The organism is Bacillus cereus G9842 (genome assembly GCF_000021305.1).
Classification (GTDB): domain Bacteria; phylum Bacillota; class Bacilli; order Bacillales; family Bacillaceae_G; genus Bacillus_A; species Bacillus_A thuringiensis_S.
On record NC_011772.1, the window covers coordinates 3,146,048 to 3,159,190 of the forward strand.

Here is a 13,143-nt window from a genome sequence, read left to right on the forward strand (position 1 = left end):
CAGACTCCCTCCAATCACTTATTTATCGAAAAACGAAGTAACTGTGTTAATCCCGGCTCTAAATTCATTTCACCTTTATGGCGTACATATACCACTTTATCCCCATCAAATTTCGGAGGGTTTGCTTTACTATACGTATGCCACTCATTCGTTCCTTCTATAGAATACTCCATATATTCAGTTGCACCGACAATTATATTTTTACTATCATCTGCCGCTACATTTGGTGCCATCTGCGCAATTTTTGAATCACTAATTAATAACTTCTTTATATCCTTATCACGTTTGTAATCGTAAGCTGTCACAATTACATCGTTACCATATGCTTTCACTTGTAACCCTTGTTTAAATGAATAGCCATCTGGAGCAGTTTTCTCTCCTCCATTTGGTCCCGCTGACATCCAGCCTGTTTCAATCCCGCCCGTATTTACAACAGTGAAACCTTTTTCATCTCCGCCTTTAATTTTCTTTTTACCAGCCCAGTCAGGTAAGTTTAAATCCCAATGCGTATGACTCGTGAAGAAAACAACTTGCGGATAGTCTTTTAATATATCGTACAATTTATCCACGTTTAAATAATCTTGTAAATACGGCGATTGTCTTGATCCAGATACCGTATCAGGTAAAACGTGATGAGAGAAAATAAAGATTGGCTTATTTTTATCTTTTTGACTATACTCTTCTAAATTTTGTTTTAACCAACCTAATTGCTCATCACTCATATATACTTCGTCCCACATTTTTGAATCGTGGTATTTCATATATTTTTCAGTTCCTAAAAATAGAAGCGGATACCCATCTAATTCTTTTTTATGATATACCTTTTCTTGTCCACTAAATTTCAGATAGCGGTTAAATAAAGTTTCCTCAGTTACACCATTTGGCCATGTACTTTGAGAGAGTTTCCCATCTGCTGTCCATTTCCCAGCATAAAACTCATGATTCCCAACAGTAGACCATACATTTTCTGGATGCTTATTTTTATTTAACACACGCTTTACATCATCATATTGTGACTGTTGTCCAGTTGGCGTTATATCCCCATTCATAATAAGCGCTCTAGAAAGTGGCGTCACTTTGTTCATATCTTTTAGCACATGATCAAAATCCCCTAAATCCCCTTGAATATCACTAATAACGTTAAAAGTTGTAGCTGATTTCCGGACTTGCTCTTTCCCTTCCGCATGTGCTGAAAACGTCGGTAATAATGCCGCCATAACTGCTAACGAAGCAACTGTCTTTTTCATACAAATTCTCCCCCTAATAATAGAATGTACAAACTGACATGTTCTGCTTTCTCTTAGGTGCTTGTCCAATTCACATTATAGGGGGCGATTGTAAAGATTAATGGAGTAAAAATTTAAGTGTTTTTTAAGAGATTTTGTCTTTTTTACACGCCCCATTTAACAATTAACACTAATTTTTCTATTAACCTACTAATATTAACTGAATGTAAATTTATACGATAAATCACTTCGTTTAATATGTTGTGTTTTAATTTCCTTTACACAATTTCAATAAAGTACTTTACCATTTTAAATTCTCTTCATTAATCCTCAACTTCTATTCCAGCCTGTTTTAATGGTTCTAATACTTTCGGGTAACACATTGAAATATATTCCACTGTTTTTAAATTTTTTAGATTTTGAAATCCTTCAACAGATATAACATCAAATAAACTGTCTTCACCGTCCCAATCAGGCTTTAAAATATGATAAATTTCATTCCCACCATCAAAGCAAAGGGACTCAATCTTTTCCAAATCACTTATTTCCAAAGTTAACGCTTCTAAAAAAGCTTTGATTTCAACAATTGGCCCAGCTCCTGAATACCATTCAAAATAATTCGTATGCTTTTCTATTAAGTCTTTCAATTCTTTTAGAAATAGTGGCTCTTTATCTAATAAAGCTTCAATTACCACTAACTTAAAATTAAAATCCTGAAACATTTTACTCTTCCTCATTTTAAATTCCTCCAATGTTATAACATCCTTGTCCAAATTATTATAAGTAAAACATATCCAATTGCAGCTTCTTTATTTCTTTCAATATCACATTAAAAAGGGATATGCTTAATTGCATGTCCACAATCGAGAAAATATACATTATACATATTTTCTTACTAATTATATTCTTTATATACTTACCTTCGCTTCTCTAGCATCTTGTTTCTTAATTAAGTCTAAGTAAAAATGCGAGACAGTTGTGTTGTAATAAGGGGAAATGAATATGAATGACAGATTAAATGTAAACATGCCTATAAATGCAGTTAATAAAAACCAACCAATAAAAGATAACCAAAGAACAAATAACTTGAACTTATGTCCTTTCATTATTCTTTTACTCTCCCTTAATGCTTCACTTGCTGTATAATCCGGATTCTCTATTAAAATATAATATGCCATTGAATAAGAAAAATATTTAATAATACCTGGAACAATTAATAACAGACTCCATAAAAATAGAAAAACAGCCTGCAACACTCCTAATTTCATTGATTTACACAAATTATTTTTCCTAAACCCCACAAATACATCGTCCACCTTAGCATCTTCATTTTTACCTAAGCGTAAGGTGAAAACAGAATACCCATAATTAAAGATACCTTGTATGACACTGTAAATTAAGAAACAAATCAGTCCTATAAAAAAATAACTTAGAATAAGTAAAACTAGTGCTGTTAGATCTACTTGTAGTTGCCCACCCATTGAATAAATAAAGAAAACATCCAAACCAATTATCCCAATAAACAAGCCAAATATTAAATATATAAAACTAGCGATTGCTGATGCACTTAAAGTTGGTACAAAATAGTATAACGCCGATATCCCTATACTTACTCCCCATTTCCCATCTAACGAATTAAGTGCTGCTTTCTTTAAATTTCTTATCAAACTTGCATCCTCCTTTTTTCCATATTTTAGCCAATAAAAATTTTACAAATAAAAAACTTGTAGCAAGCCCCACTACAAGTTCTTTTAGCTAAACATTTTAGCTTATCAAAACAAAATATACCTTCTACACAATCGGGGGTAATTTCTAAAATATGGTTTATTAAAATCATTATATAATATAATCATGGATTTTTGTTGAATATTCTATGTTTTCCGACAAATATACCCGAAACTCTTCCTGATGTTCATTTAGATATAATAACTTATATAGCAATATATTTATCATTATCTTTCCCAATAAACCCTATCCTCTTGTTTTCCACAAAAAAGCACAGAGATTCCTCCCCATGCCTACTAATTTCCTACCTTTTTACCGCATGTACATAATGTACTGTCTCAAAAGCTTCTAAATAATCGTTTCGTCCTTCAAAATATAATACATCAATATCCTCTGGTGATAAATGCTCATAAATGAGTAAGCCCGCCTTCTCTAACAGTTCTTCCATTTCAGCATAAGAATAACATGATTTCATCGGTTCTCCGCCTACCGCAGCCATTTTCACCATGTTTTCAACTCGATTGGACAGTCCTTTTTTCTTAAATAAGTTTTCATCGGGATAATCGAAAACGATAGAACTCCCTACTGGAACTATCTCAAACAAGCACTCTATTAAACTAGCAAGTTCCTCTTTCGTTAAATAGTATGTTACACCTAATAGACTAAAGAACGTCTTTTTATTTTCAAATCCTTCATTGCGTAACTGTTCATAGGAAAATCCTTTCGTGAAATCCATCGAAACAAAATGAAGGTTATTTGGAACTTCAAGTTCTACTTCTTTTATTCTTTCCTTCTTAAACGCCTGCGTAGAAGGATGATCCACTTCAAATATTTCTATTTTATTTTCTAATTCTCGGTGTCTAAAACTGAACGTATCTAAGCCTGCACCGAGTATGACGTATTGTTTCGCTCCTAATGTAATTTCATGTAGTAATACTCTTTCACAATATGCGGCACGTGCTAAAGGTGTTGGTGATAACTGAACTTGCGTAATCCATTTTAATATTTCTTTTGGATTGTCTTGAAACTGCTCTGCAATTTCTTTATTGAAAAAGTGAATCCCTTGAACCATGTTCGTTTCAATATTGTTACGTTCTTTTTGTGAAATGAAATCTTTAGCTACATAATCATCAAAGATTTTAGGATTATCAAATTCACTATGATACGCCCTTCCGAAAGCTGATACTAACGACGTTACACTTGCTTCACCTTGTTTCACACACATACACTCTCCTTCATTTTCACAACAAAAATAGGGTTCCCCTGGCCAGGAGAACCCTATTATACACCTTATTTTTATATTGGTAAATTATAGAATAAATAAGTTTTTTTGTCAAGTTTTCAGCCTACTAACGCTCCAATAATTTGTGTAATCTCTAGCAGGAAGATTTCGATCTACACCGAATATTCCAGTTCATAACAATACAAATGGAGGGCGTCATGAAAAGATTAGTCATCATTACAGTTGGAAAAACACACAGTGGAAAAACTACATTTGCAAAAGAGCTAGAAAAAGAGTTACCTAATTCTTTTATTATGGACCAGGACAACCAAGCTGAATTTATTAACACACATTATGAAAAATTACAGCCGACAGAAGGTTCAAATATACTAAAGCACGGTCTTTCAAAATTCATTGTTGATTATGCGAAAGAACATACAAATTTACACCTTATTATTTGTAATTCCAATCGCAGTAAAAGCGGAAGATTCTATTTACTAAACGAATTATTTCCACAGAATGAATATGTACGCATATTAGTTCATTTTGACATTCCAGATGATGTACTTTACGAAAGAGTGGCTCGAAGCACGCGAAGTACGAATATTTTTAGAGGTGGATATTCTAGTTTCAAAGAAGTACTTGATCGACAACAAACTGAATCACTTCACGATGATGTGGTAGATCCTGTAGAAAACGAGGCTGATTATTTGTTTGTTATTCGCAATAATAAAGATGTAAGCTTTACTATAGAAGAAATTGTTCATCTAGCTAAAGGTTTATCCCCTACCCCCAAATAAGAGATTATAAAAATTACATAATCATAGATTATTATGCAAATCCTTCCTCTAAGCGCCTAACATAGTATATAATAATAAGATAATCTACTTCTATATGCTCATTTTTACACAAAACAGTTCATGCATATGAAAGAAAAGAGGTACAAAAATATGAAAACAAAACAAACAATCGCTGCGTCTACACTAGCTTTAGCAATGATTGCTGGCGCGAACCCTGCTCATGCGGAAGTAAATGATGCTACTCCTCAGCAAAGTACGGGAGATCGATTAGCTGAAATTAAGCAACATAAACAAGAGTTAGATGCGAAATTGCAGCAACACAAAGAAAACGTGGATCAAACATTGAATGAACTTAACAAGGTTAAGGAAAATGTTGATACGAAGGTGAATGAACTACATGAACGTAAACAAGTTGCTGATGAAAAAATTAACGAGATTAAACAACATAAACAAGAGTTAGATGCAAAACTTCAGCAAGACAAACAAATCGCCGAAGATAAAATCGCTGAAATTAAAGAGCATAAAAAACAAGTAGAAGATAAAGTTGCTGAAGTAAAAGAGCATAAGCAAAATATCGATAACAAAGTGAATGAGATTAAAGAACATAAACAAACTGTCGATGAAAAAGTGAATGAAATGAAGCAACATAAAGAGAACATCGATCAAAAGGTTAATGAACTTAAGGAAGTAAAAAAACAAGTAGATGAAAAATTAGCTGAGTTAAAGAAAGCGAAACAAACTGCTGAGGACAAACTTGCTGAGTTAAAAGAAAACAAGCCGAATACTGGTAACACGTTAGAGGAACTTAAGAAAATTAAAGGCAATTTAGACAGTCTTTCCGCTAACTTAGAACTAGCTAAACAAGATGTGAAAAACAAACTAGCTGCATTACAAGAAGCTAGACAAGATTTAATCAATAAAATTAACGAAATTAAACAATCAAAACAAACTGTTTCAGACGATTTATCAAAGAAAAAACAAGACTTAGATATTAAAATCAACGACTTTAAACACACTGAGAAAAAAATTGATGACAAATTAGCTGAGATACATACAACGAAGCAAAATGTTGATAATAAGATTAATGAAGTATCACAGGCTAAACAAACTAATGGTACTAAAAACAATAACGCTAAAGAACTTCCTAACGCTGGTAGCGAGCAATCAAACAATATGGCTCTAGGAATGCTATCTGTATTAGGCGGTGTTTTATTACTTACTCGTAATAAAATTAAAACGTTATTCTCTAAATAAATCCATTAAAAAAAAGGAAACCCGCACATACATGTACGGGTTTCCTTTTTTTATATTAACTGTCCATCTCGAAGCATCAATATACGATCACATACATCAAGCATTCTTTCATCATGTGTAATCATAATTGCTGCTTTTTGGCTCTCTTTCACTTCACGTTTCATCATTTCTACAACTTCACGTGCACGTTTTGAGTCTAAGCTTGCCGTTGGCTCATCCGCTAATATTAAATCTGGGTTGTTCATGAACGCACGAGCGATTGCTACCCTTTGTTTTTCCCCGCCAGATAGTTGATTTGGATAATGATTCTTTCTTTCTCCTAATCCAAATGCCGCTAATAAATGATCTGCACGCTTTTCCGATTCTTGTTTACTTTCTTTTTTCAGCTTTGCAATGTAAAGCAATTGTTCTTTCACATTTAAATATGGAACAAGATTTGCAAACTGGAAAATGAAGCCGATTTTTTTCAAACGAATGTCTGTCATTTCCTTCTCTGATAACTGTGTAATATTTTGCTCACGAATGTAAATATCCCCTTTTGATGGTGATAATAATGCACCCGCGATTGATAATAACGTACTTTTCCCTGATCCAGAAGGACCGACGATTCCGATAAATTCTCCGGCTTTCACATCAAGCGATATCGGATGAAGGGCTGTTACTTCCGTATTCCCTTCTCCGTACACTTTACTTACTTTGTCTAATTTTAATAATGAAGTCATTACATCCCGCCTCCAATTGCCTCTAGCGCATCAACTTTTAATACTTGGTATAACGAAATAAGTGTTCCTAAAATACTAATTACGATAAAGATTGCTGCATATTGTGCAATCATCGGTGTTGTTAATAAGAACGGCATACCTGCTGGTAAAATTTGTTCTAACCCTTGTACAAGAACGATACTGATTACCATCGCAACGACTGATAAGAATAACGCCTGCACGACTAAGCTATTTGCTAAATACGAGTTCTTTGTACCGATTGCTTTTAATACACCTAATTGCTGTGTTTTTTGCAGTGTAATGACGTAGAAGAATACACCAATTAGTAATGCAGCGATAACAAGTAAGAATGCAATGATCATTGTTAATGTTCCTTGCTCTTCTTTAAACCCTGGAATACTTTGCAGCACTTCTTTTTTGTCAATTACGTGTGCATTTTTTACTTCTTTATCTGTATTAAGTGCGATTGCACTATAATCTTTTTGGTTTGGTTGTGAAATAGCGCCCCATACGTCTTCATTTACATAAACGACTGGTGTATGGCTAAACATTTGATCTTTCGTAAATCCGACGATTGTAAATTCTTTCTTTGAAACAGGATCGATAATTGTATCCCCAATATCGATTCCTTTTTCTTTAATTGATTCATCAGCAACCATTTCATTATTTGCTGTACCTAATTTCTCACCTTTTACAATGTTCGGTTCTAAAAATGAATCACGTTCACTTGAAAAAATAGCGATATCAACCTTTTTCGAACTATCTTTCTTTTCATACGTTGAAACTTTCACCCGAAATGGAACTGCCTCTTTCTCGTCCACTTGATTTACTACGTTATCTACATCGTCTTTCTTAATTTGTGAACGAAGTAATTTATTTTCCGCATCATCTGCTAAAACGAACTTATTTGCCTCCATATTTTGAATCGATGAAGCATTATCATATGATAATCCATTTGCTAATCCTGAAATAACAAGAACTAAAAATGATAATAAAACCATGATAAGTCCGATTAATCCGTATCTTAATTTTGATTGTTTCAATTCACGCAGAGCTAAAAACATTATGCTCGCTCCTTCCTCTTTCTTTCTTTCTATGCACTTATCATAAAAAAGAAATATGAACGGAATATGAACAGAAGATTACAAAGGGAAAATTAAATTACATCTGATACTTTTTGAGCGCGGAAAAGGTGCGGCTTTATAGCAGAAATGGGAGTACGTGAAATTTATATCAGCGATTTTTCAAATATATCAGCGCAAATAGAATTATATCGGCGATTTTCACAATATATCGGCGCAACTCAAATTATATCAGCGATTTTCCGATTATATCGACTTGCCGACATAAAACGACAAAAAAGAGGCCGTTCCCAAACAGCCTCTTCCATCTATTTCGGAAGCTCCACCCGAACAGTAGTCCCTTCCCCTTTCGTGCTATACACTGAAACGTCTCCGTTATGCAGTTCCACAATCTTCTGCACAATCGATAATCCTAAACCACTACCTTCTACGTTTCTCGCTCTTGCCGTATCTACTTTGTAAAAACGATCAAATATACGGTCCATCTCTTCTTTTTCCATACCAATTCCGTTATCAGATATAGAGATAATGACACTAGACTCTAACTCTTCGACGAAAAACTCAATCGTCCCACCATCGTTTGAAAACTTAATGCTATTCGTGAAAATGTTACTCCATACTTGATGAAGTAAGTTTTCATCACCTTTTATAGTGATATCTGGCACATCAAATTCAACGGCGATATCTTTTTCCCGCCATTTCCACTCAAGCATAAAAATGACGTCTTTAATTTGCTTCTGTAGATTGAATTCTCTTATTTGTAGAACCTTTTCCTCTTTATCTAATGAAGCGAGCGTAAGTAACTGTTTACATAAACTAGACATTCGCTTACTTTCACCCTCAATAATTTGTAAGTAATGATTTCTTTCTTCCTCACTCATCTTTTCTGTTTGCAACGTCTTTGAAAAACCTTGTATGGAAGAAAGTGGCGACTGAAATTCATGTGAAACGTTCGAAACGAATTCTTGTCTCATTTCATCTAGTTCTTTAATACTCTTCGTCATCTTTTGGAAGCTTGTAGATAACGTTCCTATTTCATCTTTTCGTTTTACGTCTAATTCAATTTCATATTCCCCACTCGCAATTTTTTGCGTAGCCTTCGTAAATTTACGAATGGGACGAACGATGTAACCTGCTGCAATCGCTATAAAAATAATAGTTAGTAAAACGATAAACCCAAGTAATACCGCTAAGAAAATTCGCATCTCGCCAAATTGTTGCTGAATGTCAGGGCGAATGAATAAAGCGTACTGTTTATCACCGTGTTTTACCGGGACACCGACGCTATTAATTAATTCATTATCGAAAAATCCTGTAATGAAAAGGCGCGTTGGATAAGTAGAAACACCATTAAATGTCTCCCCCTGCAATACTTTATGAACGGTATCATCACTTATTGTCGTCTTACGAAATGCATTTCCGATACGCTTTCCATTCTTTTGATCATCGACAATATAAATTTCATATCCTAGCTTCGCAATAGACCGTAAGTATGCCTCTTGATTTTCTTCACTTTGCTTTTCATATAACGATTTTACTTCTTCAGCATACTTTAAAATCTTTTCACTATTATACGGTTTTAACTTCACTTGATAATATACGTTCGTTAATAAAAAGCCTATAATACTACTAAGTAGCATAATGCCGACCGTCATAAATACAAATCTAGAATATAGTGATTTCATCTTATTTCAGCTCCAACTTATACCCGAGGCCGCGCACCGTTGTAATTTGAAAATCATCCGTTCGTTTTGAAAAACGATCTCTTAATCGCTTTACATGAACGTCAACCGTTCGTTCATCCCCTTCAAAATCCATTCCCCATACTAATTCAATTAATTCTTCCCTTGAAAATGTTCTTCCAGGATAACTAGCCAGTTGCGATAACAATTCAAATTCCTTCAGTGGAAGCAAAATCGTTTGTCCGTTACACTTCACTTCAAAGCCTTTTCGGTCAATTGTTGTACCGTGCAACGTAATAATATCAGCACTCAGCATTTGATAACGACGAAGTAATGCTTTCATACGGAAAATGACTTCAGCTGGCTCAAATGGTTTTACGATATAATCGTCTGTACCAGAAATGAATCCTTTTTCTTTATCCACTAACTGGTCTTTCGCAGTTAATAAAATAACAGGAATATCATGATACTTACGAATTTCTTCACATAACGTATAACCATCAACAAACGGCATCATAATGTCTACAATCGCAAGATGAATATTTTCCTTCTCTAATACTTCTTGCGCTATCTTTCCATCTTCAGCCTCAAAAACTTTAAACCCCTCTTTTTGTAAATGATAATGCAATAACTCTCTAATATGTTTATCATCATCAGCTAATAAAATATGTATCATCTTCATTAAACCCTCTCTCGTTCATCCTTCTACATCCTTACCTTAAGAAACAATTGGATTTTTTGCAAGAAAAAGAAAAACAGAATTTATAAGTTCTTGGTGGATTGAAGAAGGTTTCAAAAACAGTCAGTCTTCAAATGTATAAGTAATTTAAAGAAAAGGATTCCTTAGAAGATACTTTTGTTATCATTATGGTCAGCTGCTTTATTTTTCTTATAACTTGATGACGTACTCTGGTGTACGAATAAGTGATCTATTACTTTTTTAGTAAGTGGTATAAAGAAATTCAGTAATAACCCACCTAAACAAACAGTTAATATAGTTCCAACACCAATTGGTCCATGTAAAATCGTTGCCATTATTAAGAATATAAGGTAAATAAATGTTCGTGCTATAAAAATATTCGTTCTAGTTAATTCTTGTATGATTAAAGTTAATCGGTCAATTGGAATGGGAGCAAAATTTGTTTGTAAATATATTGCAGTTCCTAATCCTGTAATAACTAATCCGATTCCAAAATAAATCATTTTACTGTACCATATTTCAGGTGTAATTAAATCGCGTAATAAAAATAGCCACACATCAATACCAATACCCGTTATGAATGCTGTTAACAACCCTAGTACCTCTGGTCTTTGTCTTTTTAATTTCGAATTACAACATATTAATAATAAAGCTATTATTATTTCCCAGCTTCCCACAGTAAGCCCCACATTTAAAGAAAGTCCTACTAAAAGTGCATCAAAAGGTGAAGTGCCAAAATCTGATTGTATTGTGACAGAAATACCAAGGGTTAATATTAAAATTCCTAATACATAAAAAACATACTTCATTTTAATCAACCTCTTCATCGTCATTTTTGTTGCATTTACAATAAAAATATTTTATATTAAATGTAACTTCAAATTGTTGCATTTGCAATAAAAACAAAAGATAAGGAGTTCATTATGAAAGAAATTCTTCGTGAAATTGGCATGATTGCAAGAGCATTAGATTCTATTAGTAATATAGAATTTAAAGAATATGAGCTTACAAAAGGTCAGTATTTGTACCTTGTGCGAATATGTGAAAACCCAGGAATCATTCAAGAAAAGCTATCTGAGATGATAAAAGTAGATCGTACAACTGCAGCCCGTGCTATCAAAAAGCTTGAAATCAATGGATTTATCGAAAAGAAAGAAGATGAATCTAACAAGAAAATCAAAAAACTTTTCCCAACAGAAAAAGGGAAAAATGTCTATCCTTTTATTAAAAGAGAAAACGATTATTCAAATACTGTTGCATTAGAGGGATTTTCGGAAACAGAAGCGGAAACTATTTCTAATCTTCTTCAAAGAGTAAGAAAAAATATAGAAAAAGATTGGGATTTTGTAAAAAAGGGAAATAAGAGAAATTATTGATTATATAAAGGAGCGAACTATTCAAATGACTACACATATAGAAAAGTGCACCCTTGAAGATATACACAGACTTCAAGATATTAGTTATGAAACATTTAATGAGACTTTTAAACATCAGAATTCACCCGAAAGTATGAATCACTATTTGGAAAAGGCATTTAACTTAAAACAATTAGAAAAAGAATTATCCAATATCTCTTCTCAATTCTTTTTTGTCTACTTTAACGATGAAATTGCTGGATATTTAAAGGTCAATATTGATGATGCTCAGTCTGAAGAAATGGGAAATGAATCACTTGAAGTAGAGAGAATTTATATAAAGAGCTCCTTTCAAAAACATGGTCTTGGTAAATATCTACTAAATAATGCTATTGAAATTGCAATAGAACATAATAAAAAGAATATTTGGCTAGGCGTATGGGAGAAAAATGAAAATGCTATTGCTTTTTATAAGAAATTAGGTTTTGTACAAGCTGGCTCTCATTCCTTTTATATGGGCGATAACGAACAAGTTGACCTTATAATGATCAAAACACTCATATAACTTTTTTTGAAAGGTGGGCTATTATGTATATTCCAAAGTATTTTAAAGTCACAAATGTTGATGAAATTTGGGATTTTGTTCAAAAAAACTCTTTTGGAACAATCGTCACAACTAAAAAAGAGAAACCAATCGCAACTCATTTGCCCTTTGGATTAACTAAACAAGGCGATGACTATTTTATTACTGGACATATGGCTTATGGGAACCCCCAGTGGAGAACATTTGAAACCTGCGAAGATGTTCTTGTAATGTTTCAGGGACCGCACTCTTACATCTCTTCTTCTTGGTATGAAAATGAAGAAGTTCCAACATGGAATTATCAAGCCGTTCATATATATGGTAAAGCAAGTATTTTAGATAAACAGGAATTAATAGATGAATTAACAACAATGTTGAAAAAATATGAAGAACATCGTGAAAATCCAATATTATGGGATAAACTTTCCCCCACTCTCTTAGAAAATGAACTGAAAGGGATAGTTGGGTTTAAAATTAAAGTAGGAGACATCCAGGCTGCATATAAATTAAGTCAAAATCGGAATGAGAGGGATTATAGTAATATTATTGATAAATTGTACGATGAAGGAAATCCAGATGCGAAACAAATGGCAAAACTCATGGGGAATAGATTAAACAATCACATATAGTTCATTGTAATTCAACTCTCACATTTCAAAATTAAAGAAAAGACTGGAGGGCTTTATCGGCAGTTTTCTTTAGAACGTAAAAGATTGAGCTTAAAGTGCATGGGGGTTAATTATAAATATAGATCCATTAGAAAAGAATCTATTTTGAAAAAAGATTATTCAA

General features: G+C 33.2%; 14 protein-coding genes. 5 read left to right on the forward strand and 9 right to left on the reverse strand.

Annotated features, from left to right (window positions below; all coding sequences use genetic code 11):
- Positions 1-14: 14 nt before the first annotated feature.
- The 4 genes from BCG9842_RS15745 to BCG9842_RS15760 all read right to left on the reverse strand — a co-directional run bounded on the left by BCG9842_RS15745 (position 15) and on the right by BCG9842_RS15760 (position 4,176).
- On the reverse strand, positions 15-1,247 hold the full coding sequence (locus tag BCG9842_RS15745) for a DUF4073 domain-containing protein (RefSeq protein ID WP_000754274.1): 1,233 nt from the start codon (positions 1,245-1,247) through the stop codon (positions 15-17).
- Positions 1,248-1,549: 302 nt separating this feature from the next.
- Positions 1,550-1,963 (reverse strand): DUF6892 domain-containing protein, encoded by a 414-nt coding sequence (locus BCG9842_RS15750; RefSeq protein ID WP_001232168.1) that lies wholly within the window; start codon positions 1,961-1,963, stop codon positions 1,550-1,552.
- Positions 1,964-2,134: 171 nt separating this feature from the next.
- The gene (locus tag BCG9842_RS15755; protein ID WP_000620770.1) at positions 2,135-2,893 is read right to left on the reverse strand and encodes a DUF975 family protein; all 759 of its coding nucleotides are present in this window, start codon (positions 2,891-2,893) and stop codon (positions 2,135-2,137) included.
- A gap of 362 nt (positions 2,894-3,255) precedes the next feature.
- The gene (locus BCG9842_RS15760; protein WP_000337839.1) at positions 3,256-4,176 is read right to left on the reverse strand and encodes a class I SAM-dependent methyltransferase; all 921 of its coding nucleotides are present in this window, start codon (positions 4,174-4,176) and stop codon (positions 3,256-3,258) included.
- Positions 4,177-4,391: 215 nt separating this feature from the next.
- On the opposite strand from BCG9842_RS15760, the gene BCG9842_RS15765 reads away from it, so the two are divergent.
- A complete protein-coding gene (locus BCG9842_RS15765; RefSeq protein WP_000826975.1) occupies positions 4,392-4,973 on the forward strand; it encodes an ATP-binding protein in 582 nt (193 codons plus the stop codon).
- A gap of 150 nt (positions 4,974-5,123) precedes the next feature.
- Complete coding sequence (locus BCG9842_RS15770; protein ID WP_000850999.1) at positions 5,124-6,227, forward strand: LPXTG cell wall anchor domain-containing protein; 1,104 nt, start codon at positions 5,124-5,126, stop codon at positions 6,225-6,227.
- A 50-nt stretch (positions 6,228-6,277) separates the two neighbouring features.
- On the opposite strand, the gene BCG9842_RS15775 is transcribed toward BCG9842_RS15770, so the two are convergent.
- The 5 genes from BCG9842_RS15775 to BCG9842_RS15795 form a co-directional block, all read right to left on the reverse strand.
- The gene (locus tag BCG9842_RS15775; protein ID WP_000202594.1) at positions 6,278-6,949 is read right to left on the reverse strand and encodes an ABC transporter ATP-binding protein; all 672 of its coding nucleotides are present in this window, start codon (positions 6,947-6,949) and stop codon (positions 6,278-6,280) included.
- Positions 6,949-8,013 (reverse strand): ABC transporter permease, encoded by a 1,065-nt coding sequence (locus BCG9842_RS15780; protein ID WP_000477741.1) that lies wholly within the window; start codon positions 8,011-8,013, stop codon positions 6,949-6,951. Before BCG9842_RS15780 ends, BCG9842_RS15775 begins: the two co-directional genes overlap by 1 nt.
- Positions 8,014-8,339: 326 nt before the next feature.
- Positions 8,340-9,716, reverse strand: coding sequence for a sensor histidine kinase (locus BCG9842_RS15785; RefSeq protein WP_000839511.1), 1,377 nt, complete (start codon positions 9,714-9,716; stop codon positions 8,340-8,342).
- Position 9,717: 1 nt separating this feature from the next.
- Positions 9,718-10,395 (reverse strand): response regulator transcription factor, encoded by a 678-nt coding sequence (locus BCG9842_RS15790; RefSeq protein WP_000781960.1) that lies wholly within the window; start codon positions 10,393-10,395, stop codon positions 9,718-9,720.
- 161 nt (positions 10,396-10,556) lie between these two features.
- Positions 10,557-11,222 (reverse strand): YczE/YyaS/YitT family protein, encoded by a 666-nt coding sequence (locus BCG9842_RS15795; RefSeq protein WP_000878285.1) that lies wholly within the window; start codon positions 11,220-11,222, stop codon positions 10,557-10,559.
- 114 nt (positions 11,223-11,336) lie between these two features.
- On the opposite strand from BCG9842_RS15795, the gene BCG9842_RS15800 reads away from it, so the two are divergent.
- Genes BCG9842_RS15800 through paiB form a run of 3 tightly spaced genes read left to right on the forward strand, consistent with a single transcriptional unit; the run spans position 11,337 to position 12,980 of the window.
- A complete protein-coding gene (locus BCG9842_RS15800) occupies positions 11,337-11,789 on the forward strand; it encodes a MarR family winged helix-turn-helix transcriptional regulator (protein ID WP_000658983.1) in 453 nt (150 codons plus the stop codon).
- 25 nt (positions 11,790-11,814) lie between these two features.
- Entirely contained in the window at positions 11,815-12,333 is a 519-nt protein-coding gene (locus BCG9842_RS15805; protein ID WP_000207057.1) for a GNAT family N-acetyltransferase, read from the forward strand.
- Positions 12,334-12,356: 23 nt separating this feature from the next.
- Complete coding sequence (gene paiB, locus BCG9842_RS15810) at positions 12,357-12,980, forward strand: protease synthase/sporulation negative transcriptional regulator PaiB (protein ID WP_000275827.1); 624 nt, start codon at positions 12,357-12,359, stop codon at positions 12,978-12,980.
- The last annotated feature ends 163 nt before the right edge of the window (positions 12,981-13,143 follow it).

What these genes read in the sequence shown, in the direction of transcription:
- BCG9842_RS15745 (WP_000754274.1), bottom strand. Translation starts at nt 1,247, where the DNA reads ATGAAAAAGACAGTTGCTTCGTTAGCAGTTATGGCGGCATTATTACCG.
- BCG9842_RS15750 (WP_001232168.1), bottom strand. Translation starts at nt 1,963, where the DNA reads ATGAGGAAGAGTAAAATGTTTCAGGATTTTAATTTTAAGTTAGTGGTA.
- BCG9842_RS15760 (WP_000337839.1), bottom strand. Translation starts at nt 4,176, where the DNA reads ATGTGTGTGAAACAAGGTGAAGCAAGTGTAACGTCGTTAGTATCAGCT.
- BCG9842_RS15765 (WP_000826975.1), top strand. Translation starts at nt 4,392, where the DNA reads ATGAAAAGATTAGTCATCATTACAGTTGGAAAAACACACAGTGGAAAA.
- BCG9842_RS15770 (WP_000850999.1), top strand. Translation starts at nt 5,124, where the DNA reads ATGAAAACAAAACAAACAATCGCTGCGTCTACACTAGCTTTAGCAATG.
- BCG9842_RS15775 (WP_000202594.1), bottom strand. Translation starts at nt 6,949, where the DNA reads ATGACTTCATTATTAAAATTAGACAAAGTAAGTAAAGTGTACGGAGAA.
- BCG9842_RS15780 (WP_000477741.1), bottom strand. Translation starts at nt 8,013, where the DNA reads ATGTTTTTAGCTCTGCGTGAATTGAAACAATCAAAATTAAGATACGGA.
- BCG9842_RS15785 (WP_000839511.1), bottom strand. Translation starts at nt 9,716, where the DNA reads ATGAAATCACTATATTCTAGATTTGTATTTATGACGGTCGGCATTATG.
- BCG9842_RS15790 (WP_000781960.1), bottom strand. Translation starts at nt 10,395, where the DNA reads ATGAAGATGATACATATTTTATTAGCTGATGATGATAAACATATTAGA.
- BCG9842_RS15795 (WP_000878285.1), bottom strand. Translation starts at nt 11,222, where the DNA reads ATGAAGTATGTTTTTTATGTATTAGGAATTTTAATATTAACCCTTGGT.
- BCG9842_RS15800 (WP_000658983.1), top strand. Translation starts at nt 11,337, where the DNA reads ATGAAAGAAATTCTTCGTGAAATTGGCATGATTGCAAGAGCATTAGAT.
- BCG9842_RS15805 (WP_000207057.1), top strand. Translation starts at nt 11,815, where the DNA reads ATGACTACACATATAGAAAAGTGCACCCTTGAAGATATACACAGACTT.
- paiB (WP_000275827.1), top strand. Translation starts at nt 12,357, where the DNA reads ATGTATATTCCAAAGTATTTTAAAGTCACAAATGTTGATGAAATTTGG.